Genomic DNA, 16,382 nt, shown 5'->3' with positions numbered 1-16,382 from the left:
TCGGGTCCTTAGGCCGCGATGACGCCCTGTCCGGTCCGCTTTCCTCCGCAAGTTGCGGAAGATTCGGCACTTCGGACCATCGCGGCCTAAGGGCCGCTCCTACAGGTGAGGTAGGCAGCGGGATTCAGGTTTCGACAGAAACGCCGTGCGTTCTCCCAGCAGGACGCCACACGGCGAGGAAGACGTTTCCACGGGGCGTGGGAACGAGAGGGCCCCTACCCCTGCTCCATCGCCACCGCCTCGCCCACCCCGTCGAAGGGGGCGAGGCCATCGAGGAACTGGCGGGTGCAGGCGTCCCAGGAGAAGCCCTCGGCGAAGGCGCGGGGCGCCTCGCGCCCCAGTTCCAGGGCCTGGATGGCGCAGGCACCGAGATCGTCGCCGGTGTAGCCGGTGACCCCCTGCCGGATCAGGTCCACCGGCCCGGTCACCGGGAAGGCGGCCACCGGCAGGCCGCTGGCCATCGCCTCGATCAGCACCAGGCCGAAGGTGTCGGTGAGGCTGGGAAAGACGAAGACGTCCGCCGAGGCGTAGCTGCGCGCCAGCTCCTCGCCGAAGCGCGGGCCGGTGAAGTGGACCTTCGGGTAGGCCCGCCGCAGCGACTCCAGGCCGGGTCCGCCGCCCACCACCATCTTGCTCCCCGGCAGGTCGAGATCGAGAAACGCCTTGATATTCTTCTCCACCGCCACCCGCCCGACGTAGAGGAAGACCGGCCCCTCCACTTCGGGCGCTTCACGCCGCTGCGGATGGAACAGATCGACGTCGACGCCGCGGGACCAGGTGACCAGATGGTCGAAGCCCCAGTCGGTGAGGTCCTGGCGCAGGGTGTCAGTGGCGACGAAGGTGCGGGTCGCCCCGCCGTGGAACCAGCGCATGAAGCGGTAGCTCAGCGACAGCGGGACCGGCACCCGCAGGCGCACGTATTCGGGGAAGCGGGTGTGGTAGGCGGTGGTGAAGGGCAACCCACGAGCCACGCAGTAGCGCCGTGCGGCAAACCCCAGGGGGCCCTCGGTGGCGATGTGTACCGCCTGCGGCCGAAACGCCTCCAGCTCGCGATTCACCCGTCGGCCCGGAAACAGCGACAGTGGAATCTCCGGATAACTGGGACACGGCAGCGTGGCAAACCCCTCGGGGGTCAGCAACAGCACCTCGTGCCCCCAGCGCCGAAGGATCGAGACGGTGGTGCGGAGGGTGGTGACCACCCCGTTGACCTGGGGCTGCCAGGCGTCGGTTACCAGGGCGATACGCATGCGGGTTCACTCGTGCTCGGGATCGAAGGGATCGCGGGGGAGACGGGGAACCCTGCCGCGGAACGCGGCAACGATGGGCGAACGGGCGAAGTAAGGGCCCGCGAAAGAATAACTTCCTGTTTTGGAACACCGATCCATCCCCTCCGGCGGCGTCGCGCAAAGGGTTGCATACAACGAGTATGCGCCCCTTTGCGCGTCTTACCGGAGAGGCGTCCCGACGCCCCAAAACAGGAAGTTATTCTTTTGCGGGCCCTAAGACGCCTCGACGAGATGTTCCCCGAACAGATCATTCGGGAATTTTCCCGGCGGGGCATTACGTCCGGGTAACGGTTGCGTGACCTTTTGTTTTCAACCCGGCGACGTCACGGATAAACGGGCCAGAAACGCGGGAGGAGCACCAGCGCCCACACCACCACCACGGTACTCAGCGCGAGGAATACCGCGGCGGAGCCGATATCCTTGGCCCGGCCGGAGAGCGGGTGGTGCTCGTTGCTGATGCGGTCGACCGCCGCCTCCACCGCGGAGTTGAGCAACTCGGTGATCAGCACCAGGAAGAGGGTGCCGATGAGCAGCGCCCGCTCCACGCCGTCATGGCCGAACCAGTAACCAAGGGGGACCATCACGACGAACAGCGCCACCTCCTGGCGGAAGGCCGATTCGTGCTTGTAGGCGGAGCGGAAACCGGCGACCGAGCAGCCGAAGGCGCGGATGATCCGGCCGAGGCCGGTACCGTTGGGCTTGTTGGCGACCGGGCTCACCGCTCGGTCACCTCGTCGATCGACTCTTCCAGCTCATCCAGCGTCTCGCTCATCTCGATCGTCTCCTCGTAGAGTTCCACCATCCGCCGGGCCATCTCTCCGGCCGACCATTCCCGGGCATACTCGATCCCTTCCGCCCCCAGACGGTGGCGCCCCTGCGGGTCGTTGAGCAGCTCGGTCACCTTGGCGGCGAAGGCATGCAGATCTTCCTCTACCACCGCTGCGCCGCGACCCGCCCCGAGGATATCACGGGTCCCCATCTCGGCGGTGGAAACCACCGGCACGCCGAGTGCCATCGCCTCCAGCAGCACCAGCCCCTGGGTCTCGGTGCGCGACGCGAAGAGGAAGAGATCGGCGGCGCTGTAGCAGTCCACCAGCTCCGGCAGCGAGTGGAGATTACCGACAAAGCGGACGTTGCGGTCGAGTCCGAGACGGATCGCCCGTTCCTTCAGCGCCCCCTCGGCCGGCCCCTCGCCGGCCATCACGAAGAGGATGTCGGGGAGCGTTCGCCTCACCTCGTTGACCACCTCCAGCAGGAAGCCGATGTTCTTCTCATGGACGATACGCCCGACGAACATCACCACCGGCCGTTGCGGGTCGATGCCGCGGGCGGCACGGAAGCGGCTGCCGTCGCCGCCGGTGAAACGGCGCAGGTCGATGCCGGTGGGACGCACGTGCAGCTCGCTACGCACCCCGTAGTCCTGCAGCACCGTGCGGAACACCGTCGACGGTACCACCACTGCGTCCACATCGCCGCATTGGCTGCGTGAAAACCAGCGCACCAGCGGCTGGATCACCCCTTTCGGCACCAGCGGCAGATAGTGGTGCAGGTACTCCTCGAAGTAGGTGTGGTAGGTGAGCACGGTGGGGATACCCAACTCCCGGGCGAGCCAAGCACCGGCGTAGTGGGCGATGAAGGGAGTCTGAATGTGGAGAATCTCATAGTCCCCCTTGCGCAGCCGATCGAGCAACCCCTTCGCCGCCCGGTAGCCCATCATGCGATCCTCGGGGTCGAACAGCACCCTCTTCGCCGGCACCCGAATGATCCACGCTTCATCGTCGGTGGGTTCACCATAGTCGGGGGCGATCAGCGTCACTTGATGGCCGAGGGACACCAACTCCCGTCGGAAGGTGCGGATCGAGGTGGAGACGCCATTCACCCGGGGGAAATAGACGTCGGAGATCATCAGTATGCGCATGCTAGTACTCCGGCAATGAAGTATCGGCGGGTTCAGAGCCCTCCCCAATGCGCTCAGGACAAGGCGCCGCAGGATCACGGGAAAAATTCGCGTCACTGTAGGAACGGCGTGTGACCGCTTGATGAACCGAATCGACCGATCCACGCCTGGATATCCGCAACGTTCCTCCCCCCCGGATAAGCCCCCCAAAACTTCATCTGCCAGTAAAGAAAACGTCACGCCTCGACCCAAGACTTTGCAGCCAATTGGAACACCACAAGGGCCGTGAACCATGGGCAGTCTCCACTACCGCGCAGTCTGGATCTCTGACGTCCACCTCGGCACGCGGGATGCCAAGGCCGAATACCTGCTTGATTTCCTCTCCAACATCGAGGCCGACTACATCTATCTGGTCGGCGACATCCTCGATCTGTGGAAGCTGAAAAGCTGGCACTGGCCGGAGATCAACAACCAACTGGTGCGGATGGTCCAGCGCAAGGCGGCCAACGGCGCCCATGTCGTCTACGTGCCGGGCAACCACGACGAGAAGCTGCGCGACTTCGTCGGCAGCTACATCGGAGGCGTCAACATCGCGCTCAACGCAGTCCACACCACCGCCGACGGGCGGCGCTTCCTGGTGCTCCACGGCGACGAGTTCGACTGCGTGGTGATGCACAACCGCTGGCTCGCCCACATCGGCGACAAGGGCTACGAGGCGCTGCTGCGGATCAACCACTGGTACAACGTGATCCGCCGCCGCCTCGGCTTCCCCTACTGGTCGCTGTCGGCCTACATCAAGACCCGCGTCAAGGAGGCGGTCAACTACATCGGCAACTTCGAGCAGGCGGTGGTCAGCGAGGCCGAACGCCACGGCGTGGACGGTCTCATCTGCGGCCACATCCACCACGCCTCGATGCGCCAGATCGACGGTGTGCTCTACAACAACTGCGGCGACTGGGTGGAGAGCTGCACCGCCCTGGTGGAGAACCGTGACGGCTCGTTGCAGATTCTCAACTGGACCGAGGAGAGCGCGCTGCTGCTCGACGAGCGCGACGTAGCGGGCACCGCCACCGAGACCGAAGGGGAACCGCTGACCCATACCGCCTGATCCCGCCCCTCGCCGCCTTTTCACATCGACTCCCCGCCCCTCTATCCCAAACCGACACGATCGCGGTATGCTGGTGGACAACGGGATGCCCGCTACAGCGGGTGCGATTCCGGCCGATAGAATGGACAAAGGCCAAGTGAACAGAGGGCTTACACCATGCAGTCGCCGAAACCGATCTGGCCCGAGCGGGAAAACCGCCGTTTCCGCCTCCACCGGCGCGCCCCCGCCATCGGCGTCGCCACCACCCCGCTGCGTCGCCTCACCCCAATCTGGTCGACCCGGCAGAACAGCCGCTACGTAGCCCCCGCGGTGGACCCGCAGATCGTCCTCCACACCACCGTACGCGAGTACGAAGACCACTACGTGATGGTCAGCAACGAGGACTGGATGGCCTGACATCCCTTTCTCGCCGGATTTCTCCTTGAAGGGCAGGCAGCGTGAAATGAAGGGCACGAGGGAGTGTGCCCTTCGCCGCCCACCCATCTCTCCCCACCCCATCCTGATCGACATCGACCACCGCACGCCTCGCTATTGGCGCCTCTCTCTTCATGGTTGATTTCCCGCCCCCCGCACGGCTGTAACTTTTTGGTAACAATCGATTCACCCCCGTGTCACAGTGAACCGATAACGTGGCCGCCGATCTACCGGCTTTATATCCCAAGAGGTGCAGAGATGTTGAAGTTCGCTTCTCCCCTGGCGCGCGTGCTCACCGCGGCCTCCCTGGCGCTGACCCTGGCGGCCTGCCAGAGCCAATCCACCAAGGAGGAGACCGCCAAGGCGGCGCCCCTCAACAACGACGACTACTACGAGGTCCATCACGAAGGGCGCATCTACGTCTTCGACGACGCGGGTGTCTACAAGGAGTACCTCAGTGTCGGCGAGACGCCGTTCCGCAAGGTGCGCATCGGTGTCGGCCCCCACGGTGAAACCGTCGTCTTCGGCCTGCACAAGCACGACAAGAAGAAGATGGAAGGCATCGCCTCGGTCGATATGTTCGACGGCAAGATCGACGGCGCGCAGGACGGCTTCTATGCCGAGATCCGCAGCGAAGGCCGGATCTACGTCTTCGACAACTGGGACGACGTGAAGTCCTTCCGACAGGTGGGTGAAGCCCCCTACCGCTACACCGACATCGGCGCCGGCCCCAACGGGGAGACGGTGGTCTACGTGCTCAACAAGCACAACAAGAAGCACCGCCCAGATGCCCTGATCGCCCGATTCAAGGCCGCCAACCCGTAAGCGGTCCGAACGGGGCTCTTCGAGCTCGAAAAGCGCCGCCCGGCCACCGGGCGGCGCTTTTTTTTGGCCTACAAAAACACCAAGTGACGTATAGCCGTATTCCTTCGGCAACCGATTGGAGACCACCAACACCCTTCGTGGTAAAACTCGACGCATCGTCGAACAGGGGTGGCCGATATGAATGAACTGCGGATCGGGGTGGATCTCGGCGGGACGAAGATCGAGGTGGCGGCGCTCGGCGCGGATGGTGAGATCCTGGCACGGCTGCGGCGATCCACCCCGCGGGGCGACTACCGTGGCAGCCTGGAGGTGATTCGCTCCCTGGTCACCGAGCTGGAGGCACGGCTGGGCGCGCGTGGTACGGTCGGGGTGGGCATCCCCGGTGCGCTGTCGCCGACCAGCGGCCGGGTGAAAAACGCCAACTCCACCTGGCTCATCGGCCACCCCCTCGACCACGATCTGGCGACGATCCTCGACCGCCCGGTGCGCCTGGCCAACGATGCCGACTGTTTCGCCCTCTCCGAGGCTGCGGACGGTGCCGGAGCAGGGGCGACGAGCGTCTTCGGAGTGATCATCGGCACCGGCACCGGCGGCGGCATCGTGGTCCACGGCCGGCTGCTCGCCGGCCCCAACGCCATCGCCGGGGAGTGGGGCCACAACCCGCTGCCGTGGCCGCAACCCGATGAGCTGCCCGGCCCTCCCTGCTATTGCGGTCAGCGAGGCTGTATCGAGACCTGGCTCTCCGGACCGGCGCTGGCGGCGGATCACCGCGAAGTCACTGGGGAGGAGCGGGACGCGAAAACGATCGCGAAACGGGCGGCGGGGGGAGGCGAGGCGTGCGAGGCGACGCTGCGGCGTTACGAATCGCGCATGGCCCGGGCACTGGCCTCGGTGATCAATCTGATCGACCCCGCGGTCATCGTCCTCGGCGGCGGCCTCTCCAACCTCGACCGGCTCTACCGCAACGTACCCGAACGATGGGGCCAATGGGTCTTCTCCGACCGCGTCGACACTCGCCTGCTGAAACACCGCCACGGCGACTCCAGCGGCGTCCGCGGCGCCGCCTGGCTGTGGAGCGATTGACTTAGGGACGCGGAATAAATGGATTGTCCCAAAATCGCGCCGGATCGCGGTTCGTCTTCAAGGCGCGGCAAGGGGCGCATAGCCCGGCTATGTAACCCTTGCCGCAACGCCGAAGACGGGCCGCGAGACAAGCGAGTTTGGGATAATCTATTTTTTCCGCGTCCCTTACCCCCGCCGCGTATCCAGCGCCTCGCGCAGCGCCTCGCCGATGAAGATCAGCAGCACCAGGGTGCCGACCAGGACGACGAAGGTGGAGATGGAGAGCCACCACGCCTCGATGTTCTCCTTGCCCTGGGAGAGCAGCTCGCCCAGCGACGGGGTGCTGGAGGGGACGCCAAGGCCGAGGAAATCCAGCGAGGTCAGTGCCAGGATCGCGCCAGAGACGCGGAACGGCAGGAAGGTGATCACCGGGGTCATGCCGTTGGGCAGCAGGTGACGCCACATGATGGCGGTGTCGGAGACACCCAGGGCGCGGGCGGCGGTGACGTAGTCCATGTTGCGCCCCTTGAGGAACTCGGCGCGCACGTAGTCGGAGAGGCCCATCCAGCCGAACAGCGATAGCAACACCAACAGCAGCCAGATGGAAGGCTGGAAGATGGAGGCGAAGATGATCAGCAGGTAGAGCTCCGGCATCGAGCCCCAGATCTCGATGAAGCGCTGGGCAAACAGGTCGAAGCGCCCGCCCAGGTATCCCTGCAGGGCGCCGGCGATCACCCCGACCAGGGTGCCGATGACCGTAAGCGCGAACGCAAACAGCACCGAGATGCGGAAGCCGTAGAGCAACCGGGCGAGCACGTCGCGACCGCGATCGTCGGTACCAAGCAGATTCTGCTCCGAAGGGGACGCCGGATTGGGGTGCTCCACCTGGAGGTTGATGGTGTCGTAGTAGTAGGGGTTGGGGGCGTAGCGGGCCCAATTGCCGCCGGTGGTGATCTTCTGCCGCACGTACGGATCAAGATAGTCGGCCTCGGTCTCGAAGTCGCCACCGAAGGTGGTCTCCGGGTAGCTCACCACGATCGGGAAGTAGTACTCCCCCTGGTACTGGACCAGCAGCGGTTTGTCGTTGGAGAGCAGCTCGGCAAACAGGCTCACGATGAACAGCACGCCGAATATCCACAGGCTGTAGTAGCCCCGCCGATTGGCTTTGAAGCGCCGCCACGCCCTCCTCCCCGGGCTCAGGTGATCGCCATTCATGGGGACTCTCCCCGGCTTGGAATGGATAACGCGGAGGGCGCAGAGACGCAGAGAACGCAAAGTTTTTTTGTCGCGGGCTGCGCCCGCCGGGAGTCGAAAACGGTCACCGCACCGTGCCGACGACAAGACATCCCCCACCCTACCCGCTCTTCTCCGCGTTCTCTGCGTCTCTGCGTCCTCCGCGTTTCCAGCACCCAAGCCCAAACCATGCTACTTCTCCACTGACTCGAACTGGATGCGGGGGTCGATCAGCACGTAGGTGAGGTCGGTGAGCAACTTGCCGATCAACCCGAGCAGGGTGAAGAGGTAGAGGGTACCCATCACCACCGGGTAGTCGCGCTTGATCACCGACTCGTAGGAGAGCAGCCCCAGGCCGTCGAGGGAGAAGATGGTCTCGATCAACAGGCTGCCGGCAAAAAAGGCGCCGAGGAAGGCCGCCGGGAAACCGGTGGCCAACGGGATCAAGGCGTTGCGGAAGACGTGGCGGTAGAGGATGCGCCCCTCCTCCAGCCCCTTGGCGCGGGCGGTCAGGACGTACTGTTTGCGGATCTCCTCGATGAAGGAGTTCTTGGTGAGCATGGTCATTACCGCCAGCGAACCGACGGTGAGCGAGATGATCGGCAAAACCATGTGCCACAGGTAGTCGAACACCTTGTCCAAGGGCCCCAATTCGCTCCAGTTCTCAGAGATCAGCCCCTTCAGCGGGAAAAGGTCCCAGAAGCTGCCGCCACCGAACAGCACCAGCAGGGCGATGCCGAGGACGAAGCCGGGGATGGCGTAGCCGATGAGGATGGTGGTGGAGGTGACCACGTCGAAGCGAGAGCCGTCGCGCACCGCCTTGGCGATGCCGAGCGGGATGCAGGTGGCGTAGGTCAGCACGAAGGTCCACAAGCCGAGGCTCAACGAAACCGGCAACTTGGATACGATCAGCTCCATCACCGACTGGTGGTGGAAATAGCTCTCCCCCAGATCGAAGGTGAGGAAGTGGCCGACCATGCCGAGGAAGCGCTGGTAGGCCGGCTTGTCGAAGCCGTAGAGCGCCTTGAGCTTATCGATCTGCTCGCGGTCGAGACCGGCATCGCCGCGATAGATCGGCGAGCCGCCGCTCACCTCGCCGGCGAGCGACTGCCCCTTGAGCTGGTGGACCAGCTGCTCCACCGGGCCGCCGGGGACGAACTGGGTCACCACGAAGGTGATCAGGATCACCCCGAAGAGCGTCGGGACCATCAACAGCAGGCGTTTGAGGATGTAGGCGAGCATTGAAGAGGAAGAGTTGTCCGCAAATGAACGCGAATGAACACAAATGGGTCAGAGGATGAAATAACGACCCTTCGGTCCTTTTCGCGGAGTTGAACGCCGATCGCTATGGGGCGGCCCGTGGCCGCCGTGCCGCACGGAGGCTACGGCCGGTGAGCGCCTGCCACCCTTTCCGAGCGCTGCCTTCGCTGGCCATGGCGCGCACGGCACGCCCTATCGGGCAGCCTGCAGCCGCCATCCCGGCGCCGCGGCGGACGCACCCTACCCTATCGAACTCACGTTTACTTATGTTCATCGGCAGTCAAATCTTCTTTCGACTTGGCCCACCAGGTGGTGAGCATCCAGCTCTCCGCACCATAGTAAAGCGGCAAGGTCTTCGGCAGGCCGAATTTATCCCAATAGGCGATGCGAAAATAGGGGATGTACCACTGGGGCACCACGTAGTCGCCCCACAGCAGCACCCGGTCGAGCGCCTTGGCCGCGGCCACCAGGGCCTTGCGGTCGGGGGCATAGACCAGTTTGTCCACCAGGGCGTCGACCACCGGGCTCTTCACCCCCACCAGATTGCGTGAGCCGTGCTGGTCGGCGGAGCGGGAGTGCCAACTGCCGAACTGCTCGTTGCCCGGCGACGCGGAAACGCCCCAGCCGCTGACGATCATGTCGTAGTCGAAGCTCTCCACCCGCCGTTCATAGAGCGACAGATCGACCGTGCGATAGCTCACCTCCACCCCCAGCTTCTTCAGGTTGGCGGCGAACGGGGCGACGATGCGTTCGAAGCCCTTCTGCACCAGGATCACCTCGAAGGAGAGGCGCTCCCCTTGCTCATTGACCAGCACGCCGTCGCGAAGTTTCCAGCCTGCCTGGTCGAGCAACTGCTTCGCCTTGCGCAGGTTTTTGCGCAGGGAACCGGGCGGCGCGGTGGACGGGAGCTCCCGGGAACGGGTGAAGAGTTCCGGCGGCAACTGGTCGCGGAAGGGTTCGAGCAGTGCCAGCTCGTCGCCCTCGGGTACCCCGGTGGCGGCCATCTCGCTGTTGTTGAAGTAGCTGGCACAACGGGTGTACTGGCCGAAGAAGAGCTTCTCGTTGGACCACTCGAAATCGAGGGCCAGGGCGATCGCCCGGCGGGTGCGGATGTCCTGGAAGATGGGGCGGCGCAGGTTGAAGACGAAGCCCTGCATCCCCTGCGGGTTACGGTGGGGTTCGATCACCTTGCGGATGCGACCGTCGTCGAACTTGTCGCCGACATACTCCCGCGCCCACTTTTTGGAGTGGTACTCGAGCACCGCGTCGAACACCCCGGCCTTCAACCCTTCCAACTGGACCGAGGCGTCCTTGAAGTAGGTGAAGGCGACGCGGTCGAAGTTGAATTGTCCACGACGGACGTTGAGGTCGCGGGCCCAGTAGTCGGGATCGCGCTGGAACGAAATGTTCATGCCGAGGTCGTATTTTTCGATCCGGTAGGGGCCGCTGCCGATGGGCGCCTCCAGCACCACCTCGTCGAGGGGCCGCCCGTTCAGCCAATGGCGGGAAAAGATCGGCAGGCCGCTGGCGATGATCAGGTGGAGTTCCGGGTTCTTCCGCTTGAAGGTGAAGCGGACGGTCCTTTCGTCGATCACCTCGGCCCCCTTGGCATCCTCCCAGTAGAGGCGGTAGCTGGGATGGGCCTGTTCGCTCATCAAGGTATCGAAGGAGAATTTGACGTCCTCGGCGGTGACCGGCGAGCCATCATGGAAGCGCGCCTTCGGATTGAGGCGGAAGGTGACGGAGAGGCCGTCGGCGGCCAGCTCCACGTCTTCGGCGAGCAGCCCGTAGAGACTGAACGGCTCATCCCAGCTCTGTGCCATCAGGGTATCGAACAGCAGGCCGCTCAGGCCATCGGCGGAACTGCCCTTGAGGACGAACGGATTGAGGCTGTCGAAGGTGCCGAGGGCCGACAGGGTCAGGGTCCCGCCCTTCGGCGCGTCGGGGTTCACGTAGTCGAAATGATCGAAACCGGGCGGGTACTTGGGCTCATAGCCCAGTGCCAGCGCAGGCGCCGCCACGGCCCTCCCCACGGCAAGCACGAACAGTAGCGACAGCAGGGCGAATCCGTATCCGAGGGATCGCGTCAACTTCTCTGGGGAGGGGATCGGATGTATCATGTTCGGCTCTACGAGGACGGCGTAAGGGTTTGATAAAAAATGGAAGCGGGCCGTCTTTCCGCCTCTGCGGCATTCTATGTTTTGCGATCGACCAAGAACAACTCGATCACCAACTTTCTAGGGAAACGCCATGGGAATTCTCTCCGGTAAGCGCATCCTCATCGTCGGTGTCGCCAGCAACCGCTCCATCGCCTGGGGCGCGGCCAAGGCGATGCACGAGCAGGGGGCGGAACTCGCCTTCACGTTTCAAAACGAGAAGCTGGGTGGACGCATCGAAAAACTGGCCGAGGAGCTGGGCTCGACAGTGGTACTGCCCTGCGACGTCTCCAGCGATGCGCAGATCGACCAACTGTTCGTCGAGCTGGCGAAGCGCTGGGACGGCCTCGATGGGCTGGTCCATTCGGTGGCCTTCGCGCCGAAGGAGGAGCTGGACGGGGAGTTCGTCGCCAACACCAGCCGCGACGGCTTCCGCATCGCCCACGAGATCAGCTCCTACAGTTTCACCGCACTGGCCCGCGGCGCCCGCGAGCTGATGAGTGGGCGCAACGCTTCGCTGCTCACCATGAGCTATCTGGGGGCGGTGCGCTGCGTGCCCCACTACAACGTGATGGGGCTGGCCAAGGCGAGCCTGGAGGCCAACGTCCGCTACATGGCCCAGGATCTCGGCCCCCGGGGGATTCGGGTCAACGCCATCTCCGCCGGCCCGATCAAGACCCTGGCGGCGAAGGGGATCGGCGACTTCAATCGGCTGCTCGACTACAACGAACGCAACGCGCCGTTGCGGCGCAACGTCACCATCGAGGAGGTTGGCAACGCCTCGGCCTTCCTCTGCTCCGACCTTGCCTCGGGGGTCACCGGCGAGATCATGTACGTGGACGGCGGCTACAACATCACCGGCATGGGCATCGCCGACGTCTAAAATCTGCCGCGGACGCGGTGCGCTGTTCGCGCACCGCGTCCGCGGCAGATTTTAGACGTATTGGTTTTATTGCGTCTTTTCTTGGTTTAGAACGTAGGGTGTGCCGACGACAGGAGGCGCACCAGCCTCTACGAAGTGACGTGCTTCCCGTGGTCGACATCCCTATCCGGCCGACCCGAAAAACGCATTCAGCACAAAGACGTGAAGGGCGCAAAGGGGGTTTCTCAACGCCTCTTTGCGCCCTTCGCGTCTTGGCGCGTTCGCATTTAACCCTTCTTCTCTTCCAACGCTTCCGCCGCCTGCTTGAGACCGGGGGGGCCAAGGCGGTACGCCTGGGCGAAGCCACCGACCAAGCGGGCTTCGATTACCGCCAGGCGGTAGAGGGCGAAGTCGCCGAATTCGAAGCGGGGAGCGGCCTCGGGCAGTCGCTGCAGATAGCGGGCCTTGGCCGCCTCATACCCCGCCTCGTCCCGCCCGATCACCGCCACCGTCCCGTTGAGGGTAACCCGCGCCAGGGTCTGGGGATCTTCCCGCCCATCATCGGCCTCGCTGATCGCGAGGCTCACCCGGGGCTCGGCCAGCAGGTTGCGGGTGTGGGCGGCCATGGTACTGAGATGGAAAAGACAGCCGGCGAGACCCGGCTCGGCAACGTAGGAGATCCAACTGGCCAACGGAACGCCGTCGGCGACGGTGGCAAGAGCGGCCCAGCGCCCATCGGCCAGCAGGCATCCCAGGCGGTAGGCGGTCTGCGCATCCATCGCTCAGCGCCGCCGGGCGGCGGCGGTATAGGCATCGGCCGCCCGATTTCGATTGGTGAGCAGGCGTAACACCTCCGCAGCGGCCTGCTTTCCCCGCTCGGCCAGCACCATCACTTCGGCGTCGATCGCCTGCACTTCGCGAATGAACTCGGCTACTGCGGGGGCTTCGTGGCGTTCCGGCGGGGTGGCGAAAAACGCCTCGATCAGCGGACGGCGGGCCTGCTCCTGCTCGATCATCCGTTCCCACTCCCCTTCCCGGGCGGCGGAGAGCATCTCCTGGCTACAACGAACAATCGCCGCGACGGAGGCGCGGCGCTGTGGGGCAAGAGGATCCGGGTTGTCGTTGGGGGCGGTCATCCGACGCCGAGGCGAGCTCGGGAAGGATCGGGGTGGGCGCTGCCATGGGTCTGACGAACCTCTTCCGGTATGGCGTCCCAGGCGCTCTTGATGTCGCGCAGGAGGCTGGAGACCTCATCCAGGATCAAGGCATCGTTCTCCAGGTTGGCCTGGAACAGCCGCCGCTCCATATAGTCGTAGAGGTCGTCGAGGTTGCGTGCGATGTCACCCCCCGCCTTCTTGTCGAGACTCACCCGCAAGCCGTCGATGATGGAGATGGCCCAGGTGATCTGCTGGCCCTTCTTGGCGATATCGCCCCGGGCCATCATCCCCTTCGCAGTGGCGATTTTCTCCAGCGCGCCCTCCATCAGCATCTGGATCAGCCGATGGGGGTCGGCCACCGCCACCCCGGCCTGGGTGGCCACCTGACCATACTGCTTGAGTGCGCCACGCGGATTTGGATAGCCCATTTCACCCTCTCATTCAACCGCCGCCCCTCCGGGGCGGACCGCTTCATTAAAGTATACGTTGATTTCGGGTGGGACAAGACGCTTTTTCGCCATCCGGCGACGTTGCGCCCCCCCCCTATGGAAGGTAGCGGCAGGTACAGGATAACTTGAGGAAAAGCCTTAGATGGCGAAACGAGGAGAGGGGCGTTGCCGCCCCTCCCTAGCGCTGCCTCTTACCCACAAATCGGCCGATTTGTGGGTAAGAGGCAGCGCTAGCGTCCGGTCGATACCTTGCTAGTAAAGCAGACCGGAGAGCTGCGCGGTCAGGTAGGAGCTCATGCTCTGCATGTTGGCGAGGGAGGTATCGAGCCCGCTGTACTGCTTCTGATAGCGCTCCTGGATCAACTCGAGACGGTACTCCATGTTGTCTTGCTGGTTGGTCAGACTGTCGATACGCTCCTGCACCCCCTTCTTGCGGGTGTCGAGCAGGCCGTCGTAGGTGGTGAGGTCGTAGGCCGCCTTTTGCAACTTGGCGGCAATACCCTCGTCTTCCTTGCCGAAGACGTTGGCCACCGAGTCGAAGTCGGTGTCCATGGCCGACTTCAACTTGTCCTCGTCAAGTTCCAGCTCACCGGTCTTGGTATTGGTGGTGATCCCCAGCTCGGCCAGATAGCCGAAGGTACCGCTGGTGGAAACGGAGGAGTTGAGGGTGCCGCGCAGTTGGGACTGGATGCTCAACACCGTGTTGTCCCCCTCCAGGTCCCCACCGTCCTTGTGCAGCGAATCCAGCTTGGACATGGCGGTGTTGTACGCCTTGATGAAACTGTTCACCGCGTCGATCACGGCACTGTCGTCCCGCGACACGTCCAGCGTAAGGCTGTTGTAGGTGCCGGGGTTGCTGGTGTCCTCGGTGGTGTCGGTGAGCTTGAGGGTAACCCCCTGGATCACGTCGTCGATGCTGTTGGTGGAGCGGCTGATCGCCATGCCGTCCACTTCGAGCTGTGCGTCGAGGATACTACTCAGATTGTCCGGACTGGCGGTGTACCCGTCGTTGAGGGTGCTCAAACCCAGCGCGGTACCCCCGATATTGCTCTCGTCCACGGTAATCCGGTTGTCGTATCCCGACTCCTCGGAGGTCAACACCAAGCGCTGCTCGGTGCCGGTGCCGTTGATGATGGTCGCCTTCACGCCGGGGTTGTCGCTGGCGGAATTGATCGCATCCTTGATCTGGGAGAGGCTCTTGGCGCTGCTCAGATCAATGGAGAAGGTACTGCTGGCGCCGTAGGAGATATCCAGCTTGTTGCCGGCGGTACCGCCGAAGGTGCTGGAGCTGGTCAGGCCGCTGGCGCTGCCCATCTTGTGGTTCTCCGCCAAACCGAGCACCTTGACCTGATAGCTGCCGGCGCTGGCGTACTCGTTGGTGGTGGCGCTCAACGCGTCGGAGTTGGTGGAGCTGGCGGAGAAGATCTCGAAGTGTTTCACCGCCGACAGCGTGCTCATCGAGGTCTCGAAGCTGTCGAGGGTGCTCTTCAGCTGGCCGTAGGCGCTCAGCTGCGAGTCGTAGGTGCTGATCCGGCCCTGGAGCTTGGTGAGCGGCTGGCGCTCGATGTCCATCAGCTGTGAGACGATGCCCTTGATATCCAGGCCGGAGCCGATTCCCGATGCGCTGAGCCCTGCCATGATGCACCTCGTTTGCGCGTTCAGGCGCCCCCTTCAAACCAGGGACGCGCCCTTCGTCACTATGCCTTGGCTCGGAACAGGAGCCCTTCGGCCTTCTCCAGACTGCGGGCAATCTCCAGCATCTCCTCTTTCGGGATCTGCCGGATCACCTCGTCGGTCTGCGAGTCGACCACTTTGATTACCATCCGTCCGCTCTCGTCGTCGACGCTGAACTTGAGGTTGCGGCGAAGCAATTCGGAACGATCGTTCATGTCGTCGACCGCCTTGGCCAGATCGTCCTTCTTCCCGTTGTCCTGCTGCTCGCGCGCCTGCTCGTCGCTCTTTTCCTGGATGCCGCGCGGCTGAGCGGCCACTTTGTCTCCCGCTGAGGGCCGGGCGGTACCGACACCCAGGGACACTTGGCCGTTCAGGCGTCCCTCAGCACCGACGACACCTGCCGCCCCGACAACCATTCCGGTCGCGGGCGGCGGGATTGTGGGCATTTCGGTAGCCATGATCGAGTCCTCTTTCAGTTACCGCCCCGGGGCGGCGATGCCCCAGGGCTCACCCGGCTACGTCTACCCGAGCAGCGACAGGACGCTTTGCGGTGCCGCGTTGGCCTGCGAGAGCATTGCGACGCCGGCCTGCTGCAGGATCTGATTGCGGGTCAATGCCGCCGTCTCGGAGGCGAAGTCGGCATCCTGAATGCGCGAGCGCGAGGCCGACAGGTTCTCGGAGACGTTCTGCAGATTGCGCACCACCGACTCGAAACGGTTCTGGATGGTACCAAAATCGGAGCGGGTCGAGCTGACCCGGTCGAGCATGGTGTCGATCATGGTGATCGCCGAGCGGGCCGCATCCGCGGTACCGACCGACAGGGAGGTACCCAGGGCGCTACCGATACCGGTGGTGCTGTTGGAACTCGCCACGTTGGTCGTGCTCAGGCTGATGGTGTCGGTGCCGGAAACCGCCTTGGCACCCACCTGGAAGGTGATGCTGGCCGAGGCACCGAGCACCTTCACGCCGTTAAACTCCACCGCCTGGGTGATCCGGGTA

17 protein-coding genes are annotated in these 16,382 nt (G+C 64.1%); 5 read left to right on the top strand and 12 right to left on the bottom strand.

What is annotated here, in order from left to right:
* Positions 1-215: 215 nt before the first annotated feature.
* The 3 genes from ACYQ2W_RS21945 to ACYQ2W_RS21935 form a co-directional block, all read right to left on the bottom strand.
* Entirely contained in the window at positions 216-1,247 is a 1,032-nt protein-coding gene (locus ACYQ2W_RS21945; protein ID WP_459872230.1) for a glycosyltransferase family 4 protein, read from the bottom strand.
* A 362-nt stretch (positions 1,248-1,609) separates the two neighbouring features.
* Positions 1,610-2,005 (bottom strand): diacylglycerol kinase, encoded by a 396-nt coding sequence (locus tag ACYQ2W_RS21940; protein ID WP_459872227.1) that lies wholly within the window; start codon positions 2,003-2,005, stop codon positions 1,610-1,612.
* Positions 2,002-3,204 (bottom strand): glycosyltransferase, encoded by a 1,203-nt coding sequence (locus tag ACYQ2W_RS21935; protein WP_459872225.1) that lies wholly within the window; start codon positions 3,202-3,204, stop codon positions 2,002-2,004. The genes ACYQ2W_RS21940 and ACYQ2W_RS21935 overlap by 4 nt, the downstream gene beginning before the upstream one ends.
* Positions 3,205-3,475: 271 nt before the next feature.
* Between ACYQ2W_RS21935 and ACYQ2W_RS21930 the strand changes: the two genes are divergently transcribed.
* From ACYQ2W_RS21930 to ACYQ2W_RS21915, 4 genes are all read left to right on the top strand, one after another.
* Positions 3,476-4,291 (top strand): UDP-2,3-diacylglucosamine diphosphatase, encoded by an 816-nt coding sequence (locus ACYQ2W_RS21930; RefSeq protein WP_459872223.1) that lies wholly within the window; start codon positions 3,476-3,478, stop codon positions 4,289-4,291.
* A gap of 156 nt (positions 4,292-4,447) precedes the next feature.
* A complete protein-coding gene (locus ACYQ2W_RS21925) occupies positions 4,448-4,687 on the top strand; it encodes a hypothetical protein (protein ID WP_459872221.1) in 240 nt (79 codons plus the stop codon).
* 276 nt (positions 4,688-4,963) lie between these two features.
* Positions 4,964-5,530, top strand: a complete 567-nt coding sequence (locus ACYQ2W_RS21920; protein ID WP_459872219.1) for a hypothetical protein — start codon at positions 4,964-4,966, stop codon at positions 5,528-5,530.
* A gap of 177 nt (positions 5,531-5,707) precedes the next feature.
* Entirely contained in the window at positions 5,708-6,613 is a 906-nt protein-coding gene (locus ACYQ2W_RS21915; RefSeq protein ID WP_459872217.1) for an ROK family protein, read from the top strand.
* Positions 6,614-6,778: 165 nt separating this feature from the next.
* On the opposite strand, the gene ACYQ2W_RS21910 is transcribed toward ACYQ2W_RS21915, so the two are convergent.
* The 3 genes from ACYQ2W_RS21910 to ACYQ2W_RS21900 form a co-directional block, all read right to left on the bottom strand.
* Entirely contained in the window at positions 6,779-7,807 is a 1,029-nt protein-coding gene (locus tag ACYQ2W_RS21910; RefSeq protein WP_459872214.1) for an ABC transporter permease, read from the bottom strand.
* A gap of 210 nt (positions 7,808-8,017) precedes the next feature.
* Positions 8,018-9,067 (bottom strand): microcin C ABC transporter permease YejB, encoded by a 1,050-nt coding sequence (locus tag ACYQ2W_RS21905; RefSeq protein WP_459872212.1) that lies wholly within the window; start codon positions 9,065-9,067, stop codon positions 8,018-8,020.
* Between the two features lie 278 nt (positions 9,068-9,345).
* Positions 9,346-11,175 carry an extracellular solute-binding protein gene (locus tag ACYQ2W_RS21900; RefSeq protein WP_459872209.1) on the bottom strand — a complete coding sequence of 610 codons (1,830 nt, stop codon included), beginning with the start codon at positions 11,173-11,175 and terminating at the stop codon, positions 9,346-9,348.
* 160 nt (positions 11,176-11,335) lie between these two features.
* On the opposite strand from ACYQ2W_RS21900, the gene ACYQ2W_RS21895 reads away from it, so the two are divergent.
* The gene (locus tag ACYQ2W_RS21895) at positions 11,336-12,124 is read left to right on the top strand and encodes an enoyl-ACP reductase FabI (protein WP_459872206.1); all 789 of its coding nucleotides are present in this window, start codon (positions 11,336-11,338) and stop codon (positions 12,122-12,124) included.
* Between the two features lie 266 nt (positions 12,125-12,390).
* Here the strand turns inward: ACYQ2W_RS21895 and ACYQ2W_RS21890 are convergent, their stop codons facing one another.
* The 6 genes from ACYQ2W_RS21890 to ACYQ2W_RS21865 form a co-directional block, all read right to left on the bottom strand.
* On the bottom strand, positions 12,391-12,882 hold the full coding sequence (locus ACYQ2W_RS21890; protein ID WP_459872203.1) for a HugZ family pyridoxamine 5'-phosphate oxidase: 492 nt from the start codon (positions 12,880-12,882) through the stop codon (positions 12,391-12,393).
* 3 nt (positions 12,883-12,885) lie between these two features.
* A complete protein-coding gene (locus ACYQ2W_RS21885) occupies positions 12,886-13,239 on the bottom strand; it encodes a flagellar protein FliT (protein ID WP_488193054.1) in 354 nt (117 codons plus the stop codon).
* On the bottom strand, positions 13,236-13,688 hold the full coding sequence (gene fliS / locus ACYQ2W_RS21880; RefSeq protein WP_459872197.1) for a flagellar export chaperone FliS: 453 nt from the start codon (positions 13,686-13,688) through the stop codon (positions 13,236-13,238). Before fliS ends, ACYQ2W_RS21885 begins: the two co-directional genes overlap by 4 nt.
* 273 nt (positions 13,689-13,961) lie before the next feature.
* On the bottom strand, positions 13,962-15,347 hold the full coding sequence (gene fliD / locus ACYQ2W_RS21875; protein ID WP_459872194.1) for a flagellar filament capping protein FliD: 1,386 nt from the start codon (positions 15,345-15,347) through the stop codon (positions 13,962-13,964).
* A 59-nt stretch (positions 15,348-15,406) separates the two neighbouring features.
* On the bottom strand, positions 15,407-15,841 hold the full coding sequence (locus ACYQ2W_RS21870; RefSeq protein WP_459872191.1) for a flagellar protein FlaG: 435 nt from the start codon (positions 15,839-15,841) through the stop codon (positions 15,407-15,409).
* Between the two features lie 63 nt (positions 15,842-15,904).
* A partial coding sequence (locus tag ACYQ2W_RS21865) for a flagellin (protein WP_459872188.1) occupies positions 15,905-16,382 on the bottom strand: 478 nt, incomplete at its 5' end.

Source organism: Endothiovibrio diazotrophicus (assembly GCF_054657215.1).
The sequence above is the reverse complement of the archived record's forward strand: the minus strand, read 5'-3'. Positions and strand labels throughout refer to the sequence as shown.

What these genes read in the sequence shown, in the direction of transcription:
- fliS (WP_459872197.1), bottom strand. Translation starts at nt 13,688, where the DNA reads ATGGGCTATCCAAATCCGCGTGGCGCACTCAAGCAGTATGGTCAGGTG.
- ACYQ2W_RS21870 (WP_459872191.1), bottom strand. Translation starts at nt 15,841, where the DNA reads ATGGCTACCGAAATGCCCACAATCCCGCCGCCCGCGACCGGAATGGTT.
- ACYQ2W_RS21945 (WP_459872230.1), bottom strand. Translation starts at nt 1,247, where the DNA reads ATGCGTATCGCCCTGGTAACCGACGCCTGGCAGCCCCAGGTCAACGGG.
- fliD (WP_459872194.1), bottom strand. Translation starts at nt 15,347, where the DNA reads ATGGCAGGGCTCAGCGCATCGGGAATCGGCTCCGGCCTGGATATCAAG.
- ACYQ2W_RS21920 (WP_459872219.1), top strand. Translation starts at nt 4,964, where the DNA reads ATGTTGAAGTTCGCTTCTCCCCTGGCGCGCGTGCTCACCGCGGCCTCC.
- ACYQ2W_RS21885 (WP_488193054.1), bottom strand. Translation starts at nt 13,239, where the DNA reads ATGACCGCCCCCAACGACAACCCGGATCCTCTTGCCCCACAGCGCCGC.
- ACYQ2W_RS21910 (WP_459872214.1), bottom strand. Translation starts at nt 7,807, where the DNA reads ATGAATGGCGATCACCTGAGCCCGGGGAGGAGGGCGTGGCGGCGCTTC.
- ACYQ2W_RS21895 (WP_459872206.1), top strand. Translation starts at nt 11,336, where the DNA reads ATGGGAATTCTCTCCGGTAAGCGCATCCTCATCGTCGGTGTCGCCAGC.
- ACYQ2W_RS21935 (WP_459872225.1), bottom strand. Translation starts at nt 3,204, where the DNA reads ATGCGCATACTGATGATCTCCGACGTCTATTTCCCCCGGGTGAATGGC.
- ACYQ2W_RS21915 (WP_459872217.1), top strand. Translation starts at nt 5,708, where the DNA reads ATGAATGAACTGCGGATCGGGGTGGATCTCGGCGGGACGAAGATCGAG.
- ACYQ2W_RS21905 (WP_459872212.1), bottom strand. Translation starts at nt 9,067, where the DNA reads ATGCTCGCCTACATCCTCAAACGCCTGCTGTTGATGGTCCCGACGCTC.
- ACYQ2W_RS21930 (WP_459872223.1), top strand. Translation starts at nt 3,476, where the DNA reads ATGGGCAGTCTCCACTACCGCGCAGTCTGGATCTCTGACGTCCACCTC.
- ACYQ2W_RS21890 (WP_459872203.1), bottom strand. Translation starts at nt 12,882, where the DNA reads ATGGATGCGCAGACCGCCTACCGCCTGGGATGCCTGCTGGCCGATGGG.
- ACYQ2W_RS21925 (WP_459872221.1), top strand. Translation starts at nt 4,448, where the DNA reads ATGCAGTCGCCGAAACCGATCTGGCCCGAGCGGGAAAACCGCCGTTTC.